Source organism: Pseudomonas sp. FG47, from assembly GCF_057809115.1.
The window spans coordinates 18,735-40,213 of record NZ_JBMDJI010000023.1 but is presented as its reverse complement, the minus strand read 5'-3'; the positions used below and the strand labels follow the sequence as shown (position 1 = coordinate 40,213).

17 protein-coding genes are annotated in these 21,479 nt (G+C 64.2%); 12 read left to right on the top strand and 5 right to left on the bottom strand.

What is annotated here, in order from left to right:
- The first annotated feature begins 11 nt into the window (after positions 1–11).
- Positions 12–947, top strand: coding sequence for a chemotaxis protein CheV (locus tag ACODS5_RS17235; RefSeq protein ID WP_134691757.1), 936 nt, complete (start codon positions 12–14; stop codon positions 945–947).
- 55 nt (positions 948–1,002) lie between these two features.
- Positions 1,003–1,806, top strand: a complete 804-nt coding sequence (locus ACODS5_RS17230) for an MOSC domain-containing protein (RefSeq protein ID WP_489109241.1) — start codon at positions 1,003–1,005, stop codon at positions 1,804–1,806.
- Positions 1,807–1,913: 107 nt separating this feature from the next.
- On the opposite strand, the gene ACODS5_RS17225 is transcribed toward ACODS5_RS17230, so the two are convergent.
- The gene (locus tag ACODS5_RS17225; RefSeq protein WP_489109240.1) at positions 1,914–3,842 is read right to left on the bottom strand and encodes a transglycosylase SLT domain-containing protein; all 1,929 of its coding nucleotides are present in this window, start codon (positions 3,840–3,842) and stop codon (positions 1,914–1,916) included.
- Positions 3,843–4,049: 207 nt separating this feature from the next.
- On the opposite strand from ACODS5_RS17225, the gene ACODS5_RS17220 reads away from it, so the two are divergent.
- Positions 4,050–5,978 (top strand): ATP-binding cassette domain-containing protein, encoded by a 1,929-nt coding sequence (locus ACODS5_RS17220; protein WP_134691754.1) that lies wholly within the window; start codon positions 4,050–4,052, stop codon positions 5,976–5,978.
- Positions 5,979–6,052: 74 nt separating this feature from the next.
- Here ACODS5_RS17220 and ACODS5_RS17215 read toward each other — a convergent pair whose 3' ends face one another.
- Entirely contained in the window at positions 6,053–6,493 is a 441-nt protein-coding gene (locus ACODS5_RS17215; RefSeq protein WP_134691753.1) for a universal stress protein, read from the bottom strand.
- Positions 6,494–6,602: 109 nt separating this feature from the next.
- Between ACODS5_RS17215 and ACODS5_RS17210 the strand changes: the two genes are divergently transcribed.
- The 7 genes from ACODS5_RS17210 to ACODS5_RS17180 all read left to right on the top strand — a co-directional run bounded on the left by ACODS5_RS17210 (position 6,603) and on the right by ACODS5_RS17180 (position 14,854).
- Positions 6,603–7,040, top strand: a complete 438-nt coding sequence (locus ACODS5_RS17210) for a hypothetical protein (protein ID WP_489109239.1) — start codon at positions 6,603–6,605, stop codon at positions 7,038–7,040.
- A gap of 478 nt (positions 7,041–7,518) precedes the next feature.
- The gene (gene fadB, locus ACODS5_RS17205) at positions 7,519–9,666 is read left to right on the top strand and encodes a fatty acid oxidation complex subunit alpha FadB (protein ID WP_134691751.1); all 2,148 of its coding nucleotides are present in this window, start codon (positions 7,519–7,521) and stop codon (positions 9,664–9,666) included.
- A gap of 31 nt (positions 9,667–9,697) precedes the next feature.
- Positions 9,698–10,873, top strand: a complete 1,176-nt coding sequence (gene fadA / locus ACODS5_RS17200; protein ID WP_134691750.1) for an acetyl-CoA C-acyltransferase FadA — start codon at positions 9,698–9,700, stop codon at positions 10,871–10,873.
- Between the two features lie 78 nt (positions 10,874–10,951).
- Positions 10,952–11,203: a DUF1653 domain-containing protein gene (locus ACODS5_RS17195; RefSeq protein ID WP_134691749.1), complete on the top strand. Its 252-nt coding sequence runs from the start codon at positions 10,952–10,954 to the stop codon at positions 11,201–11,203.
- Positions 11,204–11,303: 100 nt separating this feature from the next.
- Positions 11,304–13,913 (top strand): type I DNA topoisomerase, encoded by a 2,610-nt coding sequence (gene topA, locus ACODS5_RS17190; protein WP_489109238.1) that lies wholly within the window; start codon positions 11,304–11,306, stop codon positions 13,911–13,913.
- 140 nt (positions 13,914–14,053) lie between these two features.
- Positions 14,054–14,569, top strand: coding sequence for a DUF6586 family protein (locus ACODS5_RS17185; protein ID WP_489109237.1), 516 nt, complete (start codon positions 14,054–14,056; stop codon positions 14,567–14,569).
- A gap of 51 nt (positions 14,570–14,620) precedes the next feature.
- A complete protein-coding gene (locus tag ACODS5_RS17180) occupies positions 14,621–14,854 on the top strand; it encodes a hypothetical protein (protein ID WP_023630868.1) in 234 nt (77 codons plus the stop codon).
- A gap of 51 nt (positions 14,855–14,905) precedes the next feature.
- Here the strand turns inward: ACODS5_RS17180 and sulA are convergent, their stop codons facing one another.
- Together sulA and lexA are read right to left on the bottom strand one after the other, a co-directional pair.
- Complete coding sequence (gene sulA, locus ACODS5_RS17175; RefSeq protein ID WP_038705746.1) at positions 14,906–15,382, bottom strand: SOS-induced cell division inhibitor SulA; 477 nt, start codon at positions 15,380–15,382, stop codon at positions 14,906–14,908.
- Positions 15,383–15,395: 13 nt separating this feature from the next.
- Entirely contained in the window at positions 15,396–16,004 is a 609-nt protein-coding gene (gene lexA / locus ACODS5_RS17170) for a transcriptional repressor LexA (RefSeq protein WP_134691746.1), read from the bottom strand.
- Positions 16,005–16,223: 219 nt separating this feature from the next.
- Between lexA and ACODS5_RS17165 the strand changes: the two genes are divergently transcribed.
- Both ACODS5_RS17165 and nagZ read left to right on the top strand, forming a co-directional pair.
- Positions 16,224–16,928: a TetR/AcrR family transcriptional regulator gene (locus ACODS5_RS17165; RefSeq protein ID WP_489109236.1), complete on the top strand. Its 705-nt coding sequence runs from the start codon at positions 16,224–16,226 to the stop codon at positions 16,926–16,928.
- Between the two features lie 170 nt (positions 16,929–17,098).
- Positions 17,099–18,097 carry a beta-N-acetylhexosaminidase gene (nagZ, locus tag ACODS5_RS17160; RefSeq protein WP_177414228.1) on the top strand — a complete coding sequence of 333 codons (999 nt, stop codon included), beginning with the start codon at positions 17,099–17,101 and terminating at the stop codon, positions 18,095–18,097.
- A 61-nt stretch (positions 18,098–18,158) separates the two neighbouring features.
- Here the strand turns inward: nagZ and ACODS5_RS17155 are convergent, their stop codons facing one another.
- Complete coding sequence (locus ACODS5_RS17155; protein WP_489109235.1) at positions 18,159–21,479, bottom strand: DEAD/DEAH box helicase; 3,321 nt, start codon at positions 21,477–21,479, stop codon at positions 18,159–18,161.

The following is a 21,479-nucleotide window of genomic DNA, read 5'->3' as shown; positions in this document are numbered from 1 at the left end:
GGGGCTGTGCAATGGCAGGCATTCTCGACACGGTAGACCAACGTACGCAACTGGTGGGTGAGAACCGCCTGGAAATTCTCATGTTCCGCCTGGCCGGCCGCCAGTTGTTCGCCATCAACGTCTTCAAGGTCCAGGAGGTGCTGCAGCTGCCCAAGCTGACCCTGATGCCACAGCGTCACGCCTTCGTCTGCGGGGTGGTCAACCTGCGTGGCCAGACCCTGCCGGTGATCGACCTGTCCCAGGCGATCGGCATGCGCCCGCTGCAGCCGGGGCCGGACAGCACCATCATCGTCACCGAGTACAATCGCTCGGTGCAGGCCTTCCTGGTCGGTGGCGTCGACCGCATCGTCAACATGAACTGGGAAGCCATCATGCCGCCGCCAACCAGCGCCGGCCGCCAACACTACCTTACGGCGATCACCAAGGTCGACGAGAAGCTGGTGGAAATCATCGACGTGGAAAAGGTGCTGGCCGAGATCGTGCCTTACAGTGCCAAGGTCTCGCGCGACAAGCTCGAGGACCCGCTGCTGGCCCGCGCTCGCGGCCGCGAAGTGTTGCTGGTGGACGACTCCAGCGTGGCCCTGGCGCAGTTGCGTGAAACCCTGTCGCAATTGGGCGTGAAGCTGCATACGGCCAGCGATGGTCTCAAGGCGCTGCGCCTGCTCAAGGGTTGGGCCGATGCCGGGGAGGATGTCTGCGAAAAACTGCTGATGGTCTTCACCGATGCCGAAATGCCCGAGATGGACGGCTACCGGCTGACCACCGAGATCCGCAACGATCCGCGCCTGCGTGGCCTGTACGTGGTGCTGCACACCTCGCTGTCGGGCAGCTTCAACGAATCGATGGTGAAGAAAGTCGGTTGCGACAACTTCCTCTCCAAATTCCAGCCGGATCGTCTGGTGGAGGTGGTGCGCCAGCGCTTGAGCCTGGATCACGCCGCAGTGTAATCATCGCCCGCCTACGTATAAGCTTGGCGTTTCAACTGGCGCAAGGCGGGCAAGGATGTTTCTGAGTGCGTTGTATCGTTATCCGGTGAAGTCGGCGCAGGCCCAGAGTCTATCGGTGTCGCCTGTGGGCAACCTGGGATTGCAGGGGGACCGGCGCTGGTTGGTGGTGGAGGCGGAGAATGGCCGTTTTCTCACGCAGCGGGCCTGGCCGCGGCTCGGGCAGATCAGTGCCGATTATGGCGCCCAGGGCCAGTTGCTGCTGGCCGCGCCGGGGCGGCCAGCGCTGGAAGTGCCGGTGCCGGCCGCCGATGATGAGCTGCGGGGCGTCACCATCTGGCGTGACACCTTGCGCGTCCCCGATGCCGGCGATGCCGCTGCGGCCTGGCTCAGTGAGCTGCTGGGTAAATCGGTAAGGCTGGTGCATTGCCCTGAGCAGCGGGCCCGGTACCTGCCCAGCGGCTATGGCTTGAACAGTGATCGGGCAGCCTTCCCTGACGGTTTTCCGCTGTTGCTGATCGGCCAGGCCTCGCTGGATGAGCTGAGTCGCCGGGTCGGGCGCTCCATGGAGATGTTGCGTTTTCGCCCGAACCTGGTGGTCCAGGGCGCCGAGCCATTTGCCGAAGACGGTTGGAAACGCATCCGCATCGGCGACATGACCTTCCGTGTGCTAAAGCCCAGTGTACGCTGCATTCTCACCACCCTCGACCCCGCCACTGGCGAACGCAGCGCCGACCGGGAACCCTTGACTACCCTCAAGACATTCCGCGAGCGGGAAGGGGATGTGCTATTTGGCCAGAACCTGGCGGTGGATGGCGAGGGTAAACTGAAGGTGGGAATGGCGGTTGAGGTTGTCGAGTAAGGCGCGGTGAGGCGTTGGGCGATAGTCTTGCCGCGCTGCTGAAATCGAACGCCGCCCGCGCGGGCGGCGCTCGATCGCATAGGCGCTGGAGCGCCTTCGGCGGACGATCACATATCGTCGAAATACCGCTCATGCCAATCCACCAGCGGTTGCGGTGAATTGAGCTTCTGCCCATAGATGACCGAGTACGACAGCACGTTCTGCACGTATTGGCGGGTCTCGTCGAACGGAATCGACTCCACCCACACATCGAAGCTCAGGTGCTTGGCGCCCTTGAGCCACTGGCGCACGCGGCCGGGGCCGGCATTGTAGGCCGCCGAGGCCAGTACCCGGTTGCCGTTGAACTGGCTGTGCACCTGGCTCAGGTAGGCGGCGCCGAGTTGGATGTTCTTGTCCGGATTGAGCACCTGGGCCGGCGAGGCCAGAGGAATACTGAACTTGCGCGCGGTCTCCTTGGCGGTGCCTGGCATCAGTTGCATCAGGCCACTGGCGCCGACGCTGGAGCGGGCATCTTCCATGAAGGCGCTCTCCTGGCGGGTGATGGCGAATACCCAGCTCGAATGCAGGCCGCGAACCTTGGCCTCGCGCACCAGGGTGTCGCGGTGGGCCATGGGGAAGCGGATATCCAGGTCGTCCCAGTACTGCGCCTGGCTGATGGTGCGAATGGCCGGGAAGTACCAGCGCATGTCATAGGCCAGGCGTGCCTGGGCGACCATCTCGTCACGGTTGAAGTGGCGGCTGACGTGGTACCACTCGCGGCGGCCCTCGACGATCTGGCCGCGGGCATGGAACTCCAGGGCGCGGCGCACGCCGGGGGTATTGCGCACCTTGTTGATCACCGCCTGGCTCAGCACCAGCGGCTTGTTGTTCAGCTGGTAAGGGGTTTGCGCCCGGTCGGCGGCGAGGAAGCCGTAGAAGTCGCGCTCGCGGGCCACGGTCTTGTACAACAGCGGAATTTGCGGGTTGTTCGGTTGCGCCAGCTCCAGGCTGCGCGCCTGCCAGTATTTCCAGCGGTTGCTGCTGGCCAGGTCCTGGGGCAGGCGCTTGGTCAGCTCGTAGGCGTCCTCCCAACGGCCCAGGCGCAGCAGCAGGCGCATGCGCCATTCGCTGACGGTGTTGTCGCGCAACTCGGGGTCGTAACGGGTCATCAGCTCGAGGGCGCGCGGGTCGTAGCGGCGGGCCAGGGTCAGGCCGATCTCGCGGGCGATGGCGACTTTCTCGTCGCGGGAGAAGTGCATGCGCTGGGCGTAGTCGTCGAGCAGCGCCATGGCCTGTTCAGGGTTTTGCCGGGCCAGGCGGCGCAAGCCGAGGCTGACCACGTCCGACATGGCCTCGTTGACCGGGGTGAAGCGCGAGGGCTGGTTGAGCAACTCTGGTTTTTGCGCCACGTCGAGCAGCAGCTTGCCTTGCGGGCCGAGGGTGGTGAGGGTTTTCACCAGGTTGTTGGCCAGGCCGTAATTGCGCGCCTGGGCCGCCAGCTTGGCGCGCTGCCAGCGCTTGGCCTCGGTTAGCTGGCCTTCGGCGGCCCACAGGGCGAACAGGGTGTCGCAGGCAGCAGGCTGCGACTTGCCGACGTTCCACAGTTTTTCCGCCGTGGCGAAGCCTTCGGCGCGCAGGCCATGGCTGAGCTGGTACTGGCCATTGAGGCAGTCCAGTTCGGTGAAGTTAAGCTTGGCGTCATAGTACTTGGTGAAGGTGGTCCATTCGCCGCGCTCGGCCAGCCAGCGCAGCCAGCGCAGCTTCATCCAGTTGGCCTGGGGCAGGTCGCCATGGGCGGCGAGGAAGCCTTCGATCTCCTGGTTGCTGGCGCTTTTCAGGCGCGCGGTCAGTTCGTCGTAGGTCAGGTACGGCGTCAGTGGATAGTCGCGCAGCGCCTGGGAGTAGCGCAGGTACGGGCCCTTGTCGCCCTTGGCCAGGGCGCGCTTGGCTTCGTCGTAGTACTGGCGTTGTTGGCTGAGGTCGGCGGCCTGTGCGGCACTCGCGGCGGTGGCGGTGAGCAGCAGGGCGGAAGCAAGTTGTAGCAGGCGGCTGCGCATGATACGTCCGGGCAGTTGAACCAGTGAGAGTGACGGCGGAGCCAGCACTGTTGGGTATTACTGCCTAGCTTAGCCGGTTGCCGGGGAGCGGTGAAAGCACTGTGCTTGTATCGAGTTGTTATCCGACGCCGGGCAGCGGGAAACGTGTCGCTGATGCCGTGGCGGGGCAAGTCAGGTAGAATGCGCGCCCGGTTTTTGGAGAAGATCATGACCCTGCTCAAATTAAGCGATGTGTCCCTCGCATTCGGCGCCATGCCGCTGCTGGACAAGGTTTCCTGGCAGATCGCCCGAGGCGAGCGGGTGTGCATCATCGGCCGCAACGGCACGGGCAAGTCGAGCATGCTGCGCCTGGTCAAGGGCGAGCAGAAGCCTGACGATGGCGATATCTGGCGTGCCCCAGGGCTGAAGATCGGCGAGTTGCCGCAGGAACTGCCGGTAGCCGACGAGCGCTCCGTGTTCGACGTGGTGGCGGCGGGGTTGGACGGCGTCGGCGAGCTGCTGGCGCAATACCACCACCTGAGCCAGAACATCCACGGCGATGAAGACCTGGACAAGCTCATGCATGTCCAGCACGAACTGGAAGCCCGTGACGGCTGGCGTTTGCAGCAGGTGGTCGAGAGCACCCTGAGCCGCCTGCAACTGCCAGCCGACAAGACCCTTGCCGAGCTGTCCGGTGGCTGGCGCCGCCGTGTGCTGCTGGCCCAGGCGCTGGTGTCCGAGCCCGATCTGCTGCTGCTCGACGAGCCGACCAACCACCTGGACATCGGTGCCATCGCCTGGCTCGAAGAGGCCCTGAGCGGTTTCAACGGCGCCGTGCTGTTCATCACCCACGACCGTTCCTTCCTGCAGAACCTGGCCACGCGCATCCTCGAACTGGACCGTGGCGGGCTGATCGACTGGAACGGCGACTACGCCAGCTTCCTGGTGCACAAGGAAGCCGAGCTGGCCGCCGAGGCCACCGCCAATGCGCTGTTCGATAAGCGCCTGGCCCAGGAAGAGGTGTGGATCCGCCAGGGCATCAAGGCCCGGCGTACCCGCAACGAAGGCCGCGTGCGTGCGCTCAAGGCGTTGCGCGTCGAGCGTGGCGAGCGCCGTGAGCGCCAGGGCAAGGCCAACATCCAGATCGAGGTGGCGGACAAGTCCGGCAAGCAGGTGATGCTGCTCGAGGATGTCAGCTTTGCCCATGCCGGCGGGCCGAAACTGGTCAAGGACTTCTCCATGGTGCTGCAGCGCCAGGACCGCATTGGCCTGCTCGGCGCCAACGGCACTGGCAAGACCACCTTGCTCAAGCTGATGCTCGGCGATCTGGAACCGACCAGCGGCAAGGTCGAGCGCGGCACCAAGCTGGAAGTGGCGTATTTCGATCAGATGCGCCACCAGCTCGACCTGGAAAAGACCGTCATCGACAACCTTGCCGAAGGGCGTGACTTCATCGAGATCGATGGGCAGAACCGCCACGTGCTCAGCTATCTCGGCGATTTCCTGTTCAGCCCGCAGCGTGCCCGTACCCCGGTCAAGGCGCTGTCCGGTGGCGAGCGCGCGCGTCTGCTGCTGGCCAAGCTGTTCAGCAAGCCGGCCAACCTGCTGGTGCTGGACGAACCGACCAATGACCTGGATGTCGAGACCCTCGAGCTGCTCGAAGAGGTGTTGTCCAACTACAAGGGCACCGTGCTGATGGTCAGCCACGACCGGGCCTTCCTCGACAACGTGGTCACCAGCACCCTGGTGTTCGAAGGCGAAGGGCGGGTGCGTGAGTATGTCGGTGGCTACGAGGACTGGATCCGCCAAGGTGGTTCGCCCAAGCTGCTGGGCGTGACCGAGAGCAAGGGCGGCAAGTCCGAGCTCAACAGCGCGGTGGTCGAGAAGGTGGCCGAGCCGGTTGCGCCGGCTGCGGTCGCCGCGGCGCCCGACGCGTCGAAGAAGAAGCTCAGCTACAAGTTGCAGCGTGAGCTGGAAATGCTGCCGGGGCAGATCGACGAGGTGGAGCAGCGCATGGCCGAGGTGCAGGAAGAAGTGAGCGCTGCCGATTTCTATCAGCGACCGATTGCCGAAACTTCGGCGGTACTGGCCAAGCTCGAAAAACTGCAGGGTGAGCTGGACACGCTGGTGGAGCGCTGGGCTGAGCTCGAAGGTTGAGTAATGCTTTCGGCCCGTTCGCCGGCAAGCCGGCTCCTACACAAACCTCGTGGGAGCCGGCTTGCCGGCGCAGCTTATTCTTTCTTCAGTAGGCGTACTGCCAGCACATCGCAAGGTGCGCCGTGCAGCACGTCGTTGGCGGTGGAGCCCAGCAGCAGCGCCAGGCCGTGGCGGCCATGGCTGCCGACCACGATCAGGTCGCACTTCTGATCCTTGGCCAGCTGATGGATTTCCTGGCGCGGCTGGCCGTAGACCAGGTGCGAGTCGCCGCGATTGATATCCGGGTACTTGTTATACAGGCGCTCCATGCGTTCCTTGGCCTGGTCGAACTGTTGCTGCTGCAACTGCGACAGGTCCATCGGCACGTCGCCGCCGAAGGCCATGGCCATGGGCTCGACGATATGCACCAGGGAAACCTTGGCGCCGGTGGGTTCGGCGAGCTTCATGGCACGCTTGATCACCGGGTCGCATTCTTCGGTCAGGTCGACAGCGACCAGAAGATGTTCGTAGGACATGTGAGTACTCCTGACAATCGCGATAGTAGAAGTATGGTCGCTTTCGTGCGGGGCGTTGGTGAAACCTGGATAACCCGCTCATTTGCAACGCTTTATAAGGTCTACAGATATGACGGTATGGCTGGTGGTGTCAATCCTTGCGGTGATGCTCAGCCCGCTTGCCTGGCTGCGCCAGTCGCGCAAGCAGGGCGAGCAGATGAGCCTGCGCCTTGAGGCTCGGCGCATGGGCCTGGCCATGCAACTGGCGCCGCAGCAGTGGCCGCACTGGCTGGAAAACCAGCCGCCAAGCCCCTGCCCGCAGTACCACCGGGCGCGCCGCCGCGGGCACGCGGACAGCTGGTGCTACTGGCAGATCACCCCGGGTATGTGGTGGAACCAGTGGCGTGAACCGTGCGAGGACGCGCGCCTGGCCGAGGTCTTCGCGCGCTTGCCCGCCACGGTGTACAAGGTCGAGGCCGACAGCCGCATGATCGTCCTGTACTGGAGCGAGCGGGGCGATAAATCTGTTTTGCAGGATATTGCCCGGTTCTTCGACAGCCTCGCCTGACCCCGCCCTTAAACGCACCGCGCCGCGCCAGAGCTGAACAGCCTTGGCGCGGCGCGGTGCGTTCTGCTGCGCAGAAAAAGGCCAGGCAGGCCGGAAACACTTGCAATCACAGGCAGTGTAGTCAGTGCCGCTCTGCGCGTTTGAATAATTGCGGCTGCCGTCGTTCGCTGATGGTCTATCGCTGACATGAATGATCGGCAATCACTGTCATCATGTTTCCTGCCCGGCGGGTAGAAGATGACTGGAAAGTCGCGTTTTCAAGGTGCGCGGGAGCATTTGACAACGTCGATCTTTTCGGAGAATGTGTGCACACCCAAATCAAACGGGCGTATGAATTGAGCGTTTGTATGTCAGACGGCTCTTACGAATCCCGATTAGCGCGCCGGCGGGTGTGCCTGGGGGAGGGGATCGGATCCACCGGCCCTTTCGCCAGTGATCGGCGTGTACAGTTCAGCTTCCATATCGTGGAGATCAGTTGATGATTTACGAAGGTAAAGCCATCACGGTTAAGGCTCTTGAAAGCGGCATCGTCGAACTGCAGTTCGACCTCAAGGGTGAGTCCGTCAACAAGTTCAACCGCCTCACTCTGAACGAGCTGCGCCAGGCAGTGGACGCGATCAAGGCCGATGCGTCGGTCAAGGGCGTGATCGTCAGCAGTGGCAAGGACGTGTTCATCGTCGGCGCCGACATCACCGAGTTCGTCGACAACTTCAAGCTGCCCGAGGCCGAACTGGTCGCCGGCAACCTGGAAGCCAACCGCATTTTCAGTGACTTCGAAGACCTGCAGGTGCCGACCGTCGTCGCCATCAACGGTATCGCCCTGGGTGGCGGCCTGGAGATGTGCCTGGCCGCCGACTACCGGGTCATGTCCAGCACCGCCAAGATCGGCCTGCCGGAAGTCAAGCTGGGCATCTACCCAGGCTTTGGCGGCACCGTGCGCCTGCCGCGCCTGATCGGCTCGGACAACGCCATCGAGTGGATCGCCTCGGGCAAGGAAAACCGCGCCGAAGACGCCCTGAAGGTCGGCGCCGTCGATGCCGTGGTGACCCCTGAACTGTTGCAGGCCGGCGCCCTGGACCTGGTCAAGCGCGCCATCAGCGGCGAGCTGGACTACAAGGCCAAGCGCCAGCCGAAACTGGAAAAACTCAAGCTCAACGCCATCGAACAGATGATGGCCTTCGAGACCGCCAAGGGCTTCGTCGCCGGCCAGGCCGGCCCGAACTACCCGGCCCCGGTCGAAGCCATCAAGAGCATCCAGAAAGCCGCCAATTTCGGTCGCGACAAGGCCCTGGAAGTCGAGGCCGCCGGCTTCGCCAAGCTGGCCAAGACCTCGGTCGCCGAAAGCCTGATCGGCCTGTTCCTCAATGACCAGGAACTCAAGCGCAAGGCCAAGGCCCATGACGAGATCGCCCACGAAGTGAAGCAGGCCGCCGTGCTCGGCGCCGGCATCATGGGTGGCGGCATCGCCTACCAGTCGGCGGTCAAGGGCACCCCGATCCTGATGAAGGACATCCGCGAGGATGCCATCCAGCTGGGCCTGAACGAAGCCTCCAAGCTGCTCGGCAAGCGCGTCGAGAAGGGTCGCCTGACCCCGGCGAAGATGGCCGAGGCGCTCAATGCCATCCGTCCGACCCTGTCCTACGGCGACTTCGCCAATGTCGACATCGTCGTCGAAGCCGTGGTCGAGAACCCGAAGGTCAAGCAGGCTGTGCTGGCCGAGGTGGAAGGGCAGGTGAAGGAAGACGCCATCCTCGCGTCCAACACCTCGACCATCTCCATCAACCTGCTGGCCAAGGCGCTCAAGCGCCCGGAAAACTTCGTCGGCATGCACTTCTTCAACCCGGTGCACATGATGCCGCTGGTGGAAGTGATTCGTGGCGAGAAGTCCAGTGACGTGGCGGTCGCCACCACCGTGGCCTATGCCAAGAAGATGGGCAAGAACCCGATCGTGGTCAACGACTGCCCGGGCTTTTTGGTCAACCGTGTGCTGTTCCCGTACTTCGGCGGCTTCGCCAAGCTGGTCAGCGCCGGTGTCGACTTCGTGCGCATCGACAAGGTCATGGAGAAGTTCGGCTGGCCAATGGGCCCGGCCTACCTGATGGACGTGGTCGGCATCGACACCGGCCACCATGGCCGCGACGTGATGGCTGAAGGCTTCCCGGACCGCATGAAGGACGAGCGCCGCTCGGCCGTCGACGCCCTGTACGAGGCCAATCGCCTGGGCCAGAAGAACGGCAAGGGCTTCTATGCCTACGAGACCGACAAGCGCGGCAAGCCGAAGAAGGTCGCCGACGCCACGGTGCTCGACGTGCTCAAGCCGATCGTCTTCGAACAGCGCGAAGTCAGCGACGAAGACATCATCAACTGGATGATGATCCCGCTGTGCCTGGAGACCGTGCGCTGCCTGGAAGACGGCATCGTCGCCACCGCCGCCGAAGCCGACATGGGCCTGGTCTACGGCATTGGCTTCCCTCCCTTCCGCGGTGGCGCGCTGCGCTACATCGATGCGATCGGGGTCGCCGAGTTCGTCGCGCTGGCCGACAAGTACGCCGATCTGGGGCCGCTGTACCACCCCACTGCGAAGCTGCGCGAAATGGCCAAGAACGGCCAGCGCTTCTTCAACTGAGCGCCCAACGAGCTAGAGCGAGAATACTGATATGAGCCTGAATCCAAGAGACGTGGTGATTGTCGACTTCGGTCGCACGCCGATGGGCCGCTCCAAGGGTGGCATGCACCGCAACACCCGTGCCGAGGACCTGTCCGCGCACCTGATCAGCAAGCTGCTGGAACGCAACGACAAGGTCGATCCGAAAGAAGTCGAGGACGTGATCTGGGGCTGCGTCAACCAGACCCTGGAGCAGGGCTGGAACGTCGCGCGCATGGCCTCGCTGATGACCCAGATCCCGCACACCGCCGCGGCGCAGACCGTCAGCCGCCTGTGCGGCTCGTCGATGAGCGCGCTGCACACCGCCGCCCAGGCGATCATGACTGGCAACGGCGACGTGTTCGTGGTTGGCGGCGTGGAGCACATGGGCCACGTCAGCATGATGCATGGCGTCGACCCCAACCCGCACCTGTCCTTGCACGCCGCCAAGGCTTCCGGGATGATGGGGCTCACCGCCGAGATGCTCGGCAAGATGCACGGCATCACCCGTGAACAACAGGATCTGTTCGGCCTGCGTTCGCACCAGCTCGCCCACAAGGCGACGGTCGAAGGCAAGTTCAAGGACGAGATCATCCCGATCCAGGGCTACGATGAGAACGGCTTCCTGAAGGTCTTCGACTACGACGAGACCATTCGCCCGGAAACCACCCTCGAGGGCCTGGCGTCGCTGAAACCGGCGTTCAACCCCAAAGGCGGTACCGTCACTGCCGGTACTTCGTCGCAGATCACCGACGGTGCTTCGTGCATGATCGTCATGTCCGGCCAGCGCGCCATGGACCTGGGGATTCAGCCGTTGGCGGTGATCCGTTCGATGGCCGTGGCGGGTGTCGACCCGGCGATCATGGGCTACGGCCCGGTGCCGGCAACGCAGAAAGCCCTCAAGCGCGCGGGCTTGAGCATCGCTGACATCGACTTCTTCGAGCTCAACGAAGCCTTTGCCGCACAGGCCCTGCCGGTGCTCAAGGACTTGAAAGTGCTCGACAAGCTGGATGAGAAGGTTAACCTGCACGGCGGCGCCATCGCCCTGGGCCACCCGTTCGGTTGCTCTGGTGCGCGGATTTCCGGCACCCTGCTCAACGTCATGAAGCAAAATGGCGGTACCCTGGGCGTTGCGACCATGTGTGTCGGCCTGGGTCAAGGCATCACCACTGTCTTCGAACGCGTCTGATCGCGTTGCGGGACAGCAGCCGGGGCCTCGTGCCCCGGCTTTTGTTTTTTACAGGATTTGTTCAAGAGGGCGAGCGACATGCAGATACAACCTGGTGTGTACCGGCATTACAAAGGCCCTGAATATCGCGTGTTCAGCGTGGCACGCCATTCCGAGAGCGAAGAGTGGATGGTGTTCTACCAGTGCCTGTATGGTGACTACAGCTTCTGGGTCAGGCCGCTTTCGATGTTCCAGGAGTCCGTCGAGGTTGACGGCGAGCAGGTGCCACGCTTTGCTTTGGTCAAGGCCGAAGAAGGCTTGCCTGAGCTGCATGGCAAGGCGCGTGAGTGATAGACCGCGCTTGACCTCACTCTTTTGCCACTATATATAGCGGTGCCGCGTCTGGCACCTGACGCGTTTTTCATCTTCAGATTCAGGAATACTCCGATCCATGGGCAAATCGCTGGTCATTGTGGAATCCCCGGCCAAGGCCAAGACCATCAACAAGTACCTGGGCAGCCAGTACGTGGTGAAGTCGAGTATCGGCCATATCCGAGACCTTCCCACCAGCGGTTCCGCCAGTGCGAGCAAGGAACCGGCGGCCAAGCGCGGCAAGGCCGCGGCCGAGGCTCCGGCCTTGTCGCCGAAGGAGAAGGCGCGCCGCACCCTGGTCGCACGCATGGGCGTCGACCCCGAGTCGGGCTGGAAGGCCAAGTACGAGATCCTTCCCGGCAAGGAGAAGGTCATCGAGGAACTGCGCCGCCTGGCCAAGGATGCCGACACCATCTATCTCGCAACCGACTTGGATCGCGAGGGGGAAGCCATTGCCTGGCACCTGCGCGAAGCCATTGGTGGTGACGACAGCCGCTACAAGCGCGTGGTGTTCAACGAGATCACCAAGAAAGCCATCCAGGAAGCGTTTTCCCAGCCGGGCGAACTCGATATCGATCGGGTCAATGCCCAGCAAGCACGGCGCTTCCTTGACCGCGTGGTGGGCTATATGGTCTCGCCGCTGCTGTGGGCCAAGATCGCCCGCGGGCTGTCGGCTGGCCGTGTGCAATCCGTGGCGGTTAAGCTGGTGGTCGAGCGTGAGCGCGAGATCCGTGCGTTCAATCCGGAAGAGTACTGGGAAGTTCACGCCGACCTGGGTACCGCGAAGAGCGCCAAGGTGCGTTTCGAAGTGGCGCGCGAGAAAGGCGAAGCCTTCAAGCCGCTGAACGAAGCCCAGGCCATGGCCGCGCTGGAGAAACTCAAGTCCTCCAGCTACAGCGTCAGCAAGCGTGAAGACCGGCCGACCAGCAGCAAGCCTTCAGCGCCGTTCATCACCTCCACCCTGCAGCAGGCCGCCAGCAATCGCCTGGGCTTCGGGGTGAAGAAGACCATGATGATGGCCCAGCGTCTGTACGAAGCCGGCTACATCACCTATATGCGTACCGACTCGACCAACCTGTCGATCGACGCGGTGGAGATGGCCCGCAGCTACATCGAGAACGAATTCGGCAAGCAGTACCTGCCGGCCGCGCCGATCGTCTACGGTAGCAAGGAAGGGGCACAGGAGGCGCACGAGGCGATTCGCCCGTCCGACGTCAACACCCACCCGACCAAGCTCAGCGGCATGGAGCGTGATGCCGAGCGCCTGTACGAGCTGATCTGGCGCCAGTTCCTGGCCTGCCAGATGCCGCCTGCGCAATACCTGTCGACCAGCGTCACCGTGGTGGCCGGCGACTTCGAGCTGCGCGCCAAGGGCCGTATCCTCAAGTTTGACGGTTATACCCGTGTACTGCCGCAGCAGAGCAAGCCGGGCGAGGACGACGTGCTGCCGGAAATGGCCCAGGGCGAGGTGCTCAAGCTGATTCAACTCGACCCGAGCCAGCACTTCACCAAGCCGCCGGCGCGCTTCACCGAAGCCAGCCTGGTCAAGGAGATGGAAAAGCGCGGTATCGGGCGCCCGTCGACCTACGCGGCGATCATCTCGACCATCCAGGACCGCGGCTACGTAACGCTGCACAACCGTCGTTTCTACTCCGAGAAGATGGGCGATATCGTCACCGAGCGCTTGTCGGAGAGCTTCGCCAACCTGATGGACTACGGCTTCACCGCCGGCATGGAAGAGAACCTCGACGATGTGGCCCAGGGCGAGCGTGACTGGAAGAACGTCCTCGACGAGTTCTACGGCGATTTCAGCAAGAAACTGCTGACAGCCGAGTCCAGCGAGCACGGCATGCGTGCCAACCAGCCGACCCTGACCAACATTGCGTGCAAGGAATGCGGGCGGCCGATGATGATCCGCACCGCTTCCACCGGTGTGTTCCTTGGCTGCTCGGGCTACAGCCTGCCGCCGAAGGAGCGTTGCAAGGCCACCGTCAACCTGGTGCCGGGCGACGAAATCGCTGCTGACGACGAAGGTGAGTCGGAGTCGCTGGTATTGCGTGGCAAGCACCGTTGCCCGATCTGCGCCACGGCGATGGACGCCTACCTGCTCGACGAGAAGCGCAAGCTGCACATCTGCGGTAACAACCCGGACTGCGTCGGCTACGAGATCGAGGAAGGCAACTACCGCATCAAGGGCTACGAAGGTCCGAGCCTGGAATGCGACAAGTGCGGCAGCGAGATGCAGCTCAAGACCGGCCGTTTCGGCAAGTTCTTCGGCTGTACCAACCCAAGCTGCAAGAACACCCGCAAGCTGCTCAAGAGCGGCGAGGCGGCGCCACCGAAGATGGACAAGGTGGACATGCCCGAGCTCAAGTGCGAGAAGGTCGACGATACCTACGTGCTGCGTGACGGTGCTTCGGGCTTGTTCCTGGCTGCAAGCCAGTTCCCGAAAAACCGCGAAACCCGTGCGCCGCTGGTGCTGGAGATCGTCCCACACAAGCACGAGATCGATCCGAAGTATCACTTCCTCTGCGAAGCGCCACAGAAGGACCCGGAAGGGCGCCCGGCGGTGATCCGCTACAGCCGCAAGACCAAGGAGCAGTACGTGCAGTCCGAGGTTGACGGCAAGCCTACCGGCTGGAAGGCGTTCTACGACGGCAAGGCGTGGAAGGTCGAAGACAAGCGCTGATCCGAGCTTCTGGCTTATCGCGGGGCAAGTCGCATCGACGCACCGATGCGACTTGCCCCGCGAGCGTTTGTGCTTGCGGCAGGGCGGGCCAATCCCTGACACTGCGATATCGCCTTGCTGCTCATGGGAGGTCATCGAACATGGCCCAGGAACGCTACACCCGCACCAACCAGAAACTGTTTTTTGCCGGCCTGGCCCTGGAAGCCATGGCCAGGGCCGAACAGAGCCAGGCGCTGAATGCCCAGGGCCTGATCCAGGCCGAGCGCGAGTCGGCGCTGTTCCACCTGTACGGCGCGCTGTTGGGCCTGTGCCATGAGATCGCGGGTTTCTACCGTTTGCCAGTGGCGGCCACTGTCGAGCAGGCGCTTGCCGAGGAAGCGCTCAATAACATCGCCATTCCCGAGGTAGGTGAAATGCTCGAACTGGTGAGCCACCGGGAAACCTGGCTGACGCAACTGTTGGCGGCTTATGCCGATTTGTTCCGACCACCGGTCGTGAAGAAAACCGTCAAAACCGACGTCACCCAGCCGCTGATCCAGGCCGTCAGCTTGGACGAGCCCGAGCCGATCGCGCTTTCCCGGGAAGCGTTGCAGGCCTGGCGGCAGGACCTCAAGGGCTTGGTAAGGCGATTCCGCGACGCGCTCAGTGAGTGCTGATAGCTTCCATGGCTGGTACAATGCTGGCCTTTCGTGAAAAGCAGGCCCTATATGTCAACGTCCTTTCTAGAAATTGTCGAGTTGCCTGATGGCCGGATCGAGCTGCGCCGTGCCGAAGATGAAGGCTCCCTGGTAACCCTGGATTTCTCCGAGGATGCCAAGGCATTCCTGCAAGGACAGCATGTGGAAGTGGCCAAGGCCATGCTTAGCGTTGGCGTACAAATGGCCGGCCGCCTGGTTGAGGGCGACTTCGAGCGTGAAGAGGGGCCGCGCGTCCTTCACTGAGCCAGGGTAGCGGCCCAGGGTTTCAAGCGTTTGACAGGCAAAGCCTGAACATCAGCCGAGGCGGATGTTCAGGCTTTGTGCGTTTCCGCTGGCCGCTGCGCGTTGCAGCTGTTGTCGGGCGTTGCTGTTGATGGTGCCCAGCCAGCTGACCACGGTATGGCTGTGCCCGAGGCGCAGCGCCTCGCAGGCCAGTTGCAGGGCCGTCTGCCTGCCGCCGGGTTGCAGCAACAGGATGCGTTCGCGGTTCAGGCCGGCATCACGCAACCAGGCCTGGGTGAGGCTGCCAGGTGGGGCGATGAGCGTCAGCCAACGGCTGTCGTCTTCTTCGCTGAGTTCGCGCAGGATCGGCGCCAGCAGGCTCTGGCAATGCCCTGGCGCGCCGCGCAGGGCCAGCTCGCTGAACAGCTCTGGCTGGCTGCTCTTGCGCGGCGCCTCGCTGGGCTTGAGGCCTGGCAGCACCGGCTGGGCAAGGAAGGCCTCGAACAGCGGCAACTGGGCTTGCTGGGGTGCATGGGTGAACGGCTGCATGACGCCTCCTGGATCAGCGGCGCAGAACGCCGACGCTCAAGCCCTCGATCACCAGCTCCTGTTCCTTCAGGTCGACTTCGATGGGGGCGAATTCGGGGTTTTCGGCGATCAGCCAGACCTTGTTGCCTTCGCGCTTGAAACGCTTGACGGTCACTTCATCGCCGATACGGGCCACCACTACCTGGCCGTTGCGGGCTTCGCGGGTGGTGTGCACGGCGAGCAGGTCGCCGTCGAAGATGCCGATGTCCTTCATGCTCATGCCGTGTACGCGCAACAGGTAGTCGGCGCGCGGATGGAAGAAGGCCGGGTTGATGTTGCAGGACTCCTCGATGTGCTGTTCGGCGAGGATCGGCGCACCGGCGGCGACCCGGCCGATGATCGGCAGGCCGCTGTCTTCGTCTTTCGTTTCCAGGCCGGGGATGCGGATACCACGCGAAGCGCCAGGGGTCATCTCGATGGCGCCCTTGCGGGCCAGGGCCTTGAGGTGCTCCTCGGCGGCATTGGGCGATTTGAAGCCCAGCTCCTGGGCGATCTCGGCGCGGGTTGGCGGGAAACCGTTGGCTTCGAGGCAGCGTTTGATGAAAGCCAGAATCTCGGCTTGGCGTGGCGTCAGTTTCAGCATGGGCGAGGGCTCTGTCTTTTTATACAGTGACTGGGATTATATACAGTGCCGTGCTCGCTGCAAGCCACCAACTGCAAGAAATAGTCTGCACAGGGCGCATCTTGTCGCTTGCAGCTTGTAGCTTGGCGCTTTTAAATGGCGACCGGCCGGTCATCCCGCCTTGACAGGGGCAGCCCTGAAACGTATGTTTCAAACAACTGTTTGTCAGGCGGAGTAGTCATGGCCCAATCGGAAACCGTAGAGCGCATCCTCGATGCGGCGGAGCAGCTGTTCGCGGAGCGCGGGTTCGCGGAAACCTCGTTGCGCCTGATCACCAGCAAGGCCGGGGTCAACCTGGCGGCGGTGAACTACCACTTCGGCTCCAAGAAGGCCCTGATCCAGGCGGTCTTCTCGCGTTTCCTCGGCCCGTTCTGCGCCAGCCTGGAGCGTGAGCTGGAGCGCCGCCAGGCGCGTCCGGAGCAAAAAGCCAGCCTGGAAGAGCTGCTGGAAATGCTGGTCGAGCAGGCGCTTGCCGTGCAGCCACGCAGCAACAACGACCTGTCGATCTTCATGCGCCTGCTGGGCTTGGCCTTCAGCCAGAGCCAGGGCCACCTGCGGCGTTACCTCGAAGACATGTACGGCAAGGTGTTCCGCCGCTACATGCTGCTGGTCAACGAGGCCGCCCCGCGTATCCCGCCACTGGAGCTGTTCTGGCGTGTGCATTTCATGCTCGGCGCGGCGGCGTTCAGCATGTCCGGCATCAAGGCCCTGCGCGCCATCGCCGAGACCGATTTTGGCATCAACACCTCGATCGAGCAGGTGATGCGCCTGATGGTGCCGTTCCTCGCCGCTGGCATGCGCGCCGATAGCGGCGTCACCGACGAGGCCATGGCCTCGGCGCAGCTGCGCCCGCGCAGCAAGTCCAGCGCCCCCGCCAAGGTCTGAGCACTGGGCGGGGCAGGGCGCTTCGGCTAAGCTAGCGTCCATGCCTGAAACGCCTCGCGCCGCGCGACCTGCCGGCGCGCTTCCCGCCACACTGAACCATCGGGCCCGAAGCGGTCCGATGGTAGTGTGCGCCCTGGATTTCCAATGAAGGACTCCCTATGACTGCCAGCCTGCAAGGCTCCCTGATGGTGGATATCGCCGGTAAATGGCTGACCGCCGAAGATCGCCATCTGCTGCGCCAGCCCGAAGTGGCCGGCTTGATCATCTTTGCCCGCAACATCGACAGCCCGCGCCAGGTGCGCGAGCTGTGCGCGTCGATCCGCGCCATCCGTCCCGAGCTGATCCTGGCGGTCGACCAGGAGGGTGGGCGGGTCCAGCGCCTGCGCCAGGGTTTCGTGCGCCTGCCAGCCATGCGCGCGCTCGCCGACAACGCCAACGCCGAGTACCTGGCCGAGCAGTGCGGCTGGCTGATGGCGACCGAAGTGCTGGCGGTGGGCCTGGACCTGAGCTTCGCCCCGGTGCTGGACCTCGATCACCAGCGTAGCGCCGTGGTCGGCAGCCGCGCCTTCGAGGGTGATCCGCAGCGTGCCACCGCGCTGGCCGGCGCGTTCATTCGCGGCATGAATGCCGCCGGCATGGCCGCTTGTGGCAAGCATTTCCCAGGGCATGGCTGGGCCGAGGCCGACTCGCACGTGGCGATCCCGGTGGACGAGCGCAGCCTGGAGCAGCTGCGCGCCGTGGACCTGGTGCCGTTCAGCCGCCTCAGCGGGCAGTTGGCGGCGGTGATGCCGGCGCATGTCATCTACCCGCAGGTGGACAACCAGCCCGCGGGCTTCTCGCGGCGCTGGCTGCAGGACATCCTGCGCGGCGAGCTGGGTTTCGACGGGGTGATCTTCAGCGACGACCTGTCGATGGCTGGCGCGCATGTGGTGGGAGATGCTGCCAGCCGTATAGAGGCGGCGCTGAGCGCGGGCTGCGACATGGGCCTGGTGTGCAACGACCGGGCGGCGGCCGAGCTGGCATTGAGCGCGGCGCAGCGCCTGAAGGTCAAGCCGTCGCCGCGGATCGCGCGGATGCGTGGACAAGGCTTTGCCCGCACCGACTACCGCCAGCAGCCACGTTGGCTGGAGGCGCTGGGGGCGTTGCAGGAAGCGCAACTGGTCGATTGACCTGGCCGCCTTCATCGCGAGCCCGCTCCCACGAAGTCCTGGGGCTCGTGGGGGCGGGCTGTTATTTGCTGCTTCGCTTGCTTGGCAACGGCGCGAACAGCGCCTCGATTTCCTCGTCGCCCAACCGCCATTGCCCGGCCTCCCCGCCATCGAGCAGGCCCGCGGCCAACGCGGCCTTTTCCTGTTGCAATAACTGGATCTTCTCCTCCACGGTGCCGCGGGTGATCAGCTTGAAGACGAACACCGGCTTGTCCTGGCCAATACGGTAGGCACGGTCGGTGGCCTGGTTCTCGCTCGCAGGGTTCCACCAGGGGTCGTAGTGGATCACGGTATCGGCGGCGGTCAGGTTCAGCCCGGTGCCACCGGCCTTGAGGCTGATCAGGAACACGTCGCTGTCACCGTTCTGGAACTGCTGCACCGGGGTGCGTCGGTCGCGGGTGTCACCGGTCAGCAGGCTGTAGCGGATGCCGCGTTTTTCCAGCTCCAGCTCGATCAGCGCGAGCATCGAGGTGAACTGTGAGAACAGCAGGACCTTGCGCCCTTCGCTGAGCAGCTCCTCGAGCATCTCCAACAGGCTGCCCAGCTTGCCCTTGTCGGCGAAGCTGCCCTTGGCCTCGGCGCTGCCCTTGACCAGGCGCAGGTCGCAGCACACCTGGCGCAGTTTGAGCAGGGCGTCGAGGATGATGATCTGGCTGCGCGCGGCGCCATTGCGGGTGATCTCGTCACGGACCTTCTTGTCCATCGCCACTCGCACCGCCTCGTAGGTGTCGCGCTGGGCGTCGCTGAGCTCGACCCAGTGGACCATCTCGGTCTTGGGTGGCAGTTCGGTGGCCACCTGTTCCTTGGTTCGGCGCAGCAGGAACGGACGGATACGGCTGGCCAGGTGGGCCATGCGCTCGGTGTCGCCGTGGCGCTCGATCGGCGTGCGGTAGTCGTGGCTGAAGCGCTTGCTGTCGCCGAGCCAGCCGGGCAACAGGAAGTGGAAGATCGACCAGAGTTCGCCGAGGTTGTTTTCCATCGGCGTGCCGGTCAGGCACAGGCGCTGGTTGGCCTGCAACTCGCGCACGGCCTGGGCGGCCTTGCTGGTGCTGCTCTTGATGTTCTGCGCCTCGTCCAGCACCAGCAGGTGCCAGGCTTGCGCCTTGAGGTGCTCGAGGTCGCGTGGGGCGAGGGCATAGGTGGTCAGCACCAGGTCGTAGTCGGCCAGCTTGGCGAAGTGCTTGGCCCGGCCGGGGCCGTGCAGGGCCAGCACGCGCAGGTCAGGGGCGAAGCGCTGGGCTTCATCGAGCCAGTTGGGCACCAGGCTGGTGGGCATCACCGCCAGCGCTGGCTGGGTCAGGCGCCCGGCTTGCTTTTCCAGTAGCAGGTGGGCCAGGGTCTGCAGGGTCTTGCCCAGGCCCATGTCGTCGCCGAGGATGCCGCCGGTGCCCATCTCGCGCAGTGCCTGCAGCCAGTTCAAACCCTGCTGCTGGTAGGGGCGTAGGGTGGCGTTGAGCCCTTTGGGTGGCGCCACCTGCAGGTCGCGGGCGTCACGCAGGCGGCGGCCCAGGTCTCGTACATGGCTACCGCCTTCCCAGTGCAGGGGCAGTTGGTCTATATCATTCAGGCGCGCGGCATCGGCGCGCTCCAGGCGCACGCTGGGGCCGACCGCGTCTTCTTGCAGGTACAGTTCGCCGAGGGTGCCCATCAGGGCCTTGATCCGCCCATAGGGCAGGGCCACGCGCAGCGCCGGGCTGTCGTGGCGGGCGCGGTTGAGGTCGATCAGCAGGTGCTCGCCGTCACTGCGCCGCGCCAGCTCGCTGGGGCGCAGCAGCTCGGGGCTGGCGCGCAGCAGTTGCAGCACGATCGGCAGCAGGCTGTGGCGCTGGCCGTCGACGACGATGCCCAGCTCCAGGTCGAACCACTCATGCCCCGGCGCCTCTTCGATGGTGGCGTACCAGTCGTCGACCTCGTGCAGGTTGAAGGCGAAGTCGCGGTGCGTGTCGATTATCCAGCCGGCCTCGCGCAGGCGTGGCAGACCCTCGCGGGCGAAGCGCAGCCAGGCCTCGTCGTCGGGCAGTTGGTACATCTCGCCGGCGCTGTCGGGCAAGGCCTTGCTCTGGCGGGTGGCCGGCTTGAAGCCATGCTCGCGCAACGCCTTGCGCAGCGCCTGTTCGGCTTGGGGCTGGCGGCGGATGCGTTGGCTGGTGGTGCCGACCAGGCGGCTCAGCGCCTTGTCGTCGGCGCCGCTGGCGCGCAGGCCGTCGTAGTCGAACGACAGCGCCGCGCGGTGTTGCATCTGCCGTTGCATGCGCCCGGTCTTGGGCGTGTAGGCGCTGAATTCGAGGCTGCCCAGCGCCAGGTGGGGCACTGGCTCGATGCCCTCGAGCTGTTCCTGCTGCACGCTGGTGGGTGTTGGCAACTGGTGATTCAGGGCGTTGAGCTTGTGGCTGAGGGGCACGATGAGGTGTTCCGGTACAACGGGTGCGAGGGACAGCTGCAGGGCAGTGTGCGGGTCCAGGTCATGGCTGACGGTGCCGATCTGTTGGGTCTCGATATCGAAATAGAACAGCGGTATCAGCGCCAGTATGCACTCCAGCGGCTGCTCGGCGCTGTACCACCTGCCCCGGTAGTCACCGCTGTCCAGGCGCACCCAGCGGAACTGCGCCTGGCGCTCAGGGCCCTGGCGCAGCAGTGGCAGTTCGTCGACGAACATCAGGCGCCCGGTATCCAGCACCCGTTGCAACAGCTCGCCCCCTTCATGTCCCTTGAGGGTGTAGCCACGCTCCTGGCCGTAGGGGGCGTTCTGCGCAGACAGTTGGCGCAGGATGCGCAGATCTTCTTCCTTGACGAACTTCGGCGGCTCGTAGAGCAGTTCGTAGAGCGACTGCACCCGGCTGTAGCGGATGCCGTGTTCTTCGCGGGTGCCCTTGCGCACGCGCAGCACGCAACTGTTGTGGTCCTCGTCGAGCTGCAGTTGATAGCAGACCATGCGCCCGCGCTTGTCTTGCGCGGCTTGCTGTGCCGGCTCTGGACGCTCCAGGCCCTGCAGCCACTGTTGCAGATGATGGGGCAGTTGATCGCTGGCCGGTGGGGCGCCCTGGTAGCTGTTGGCCACGGTGAAGAGCGCGGCGGCGCAATGCTTGCAGTTGTGGCCGACCGGGCAGGAGCAGCTGCCGCGCACATGGCACTGTCCAGAAGGGCCGGCGGTCATGATGATCCGTTGGCTGTAGACATTGCCGTCGCTGCCCAGGCAACTGGCCACGATGCGCGAGTCGCCGTGGGACTGGATCTTCACCAGCCCCTGCTCGGCGTAGCGCTCGCCCCGTTGCAGGGTGGCAGCGGAAAAGTCGCGCTTCCAGCTTGGATTCTCGGCGGCCAGTTTCTGCACGTCGGCGTTCAC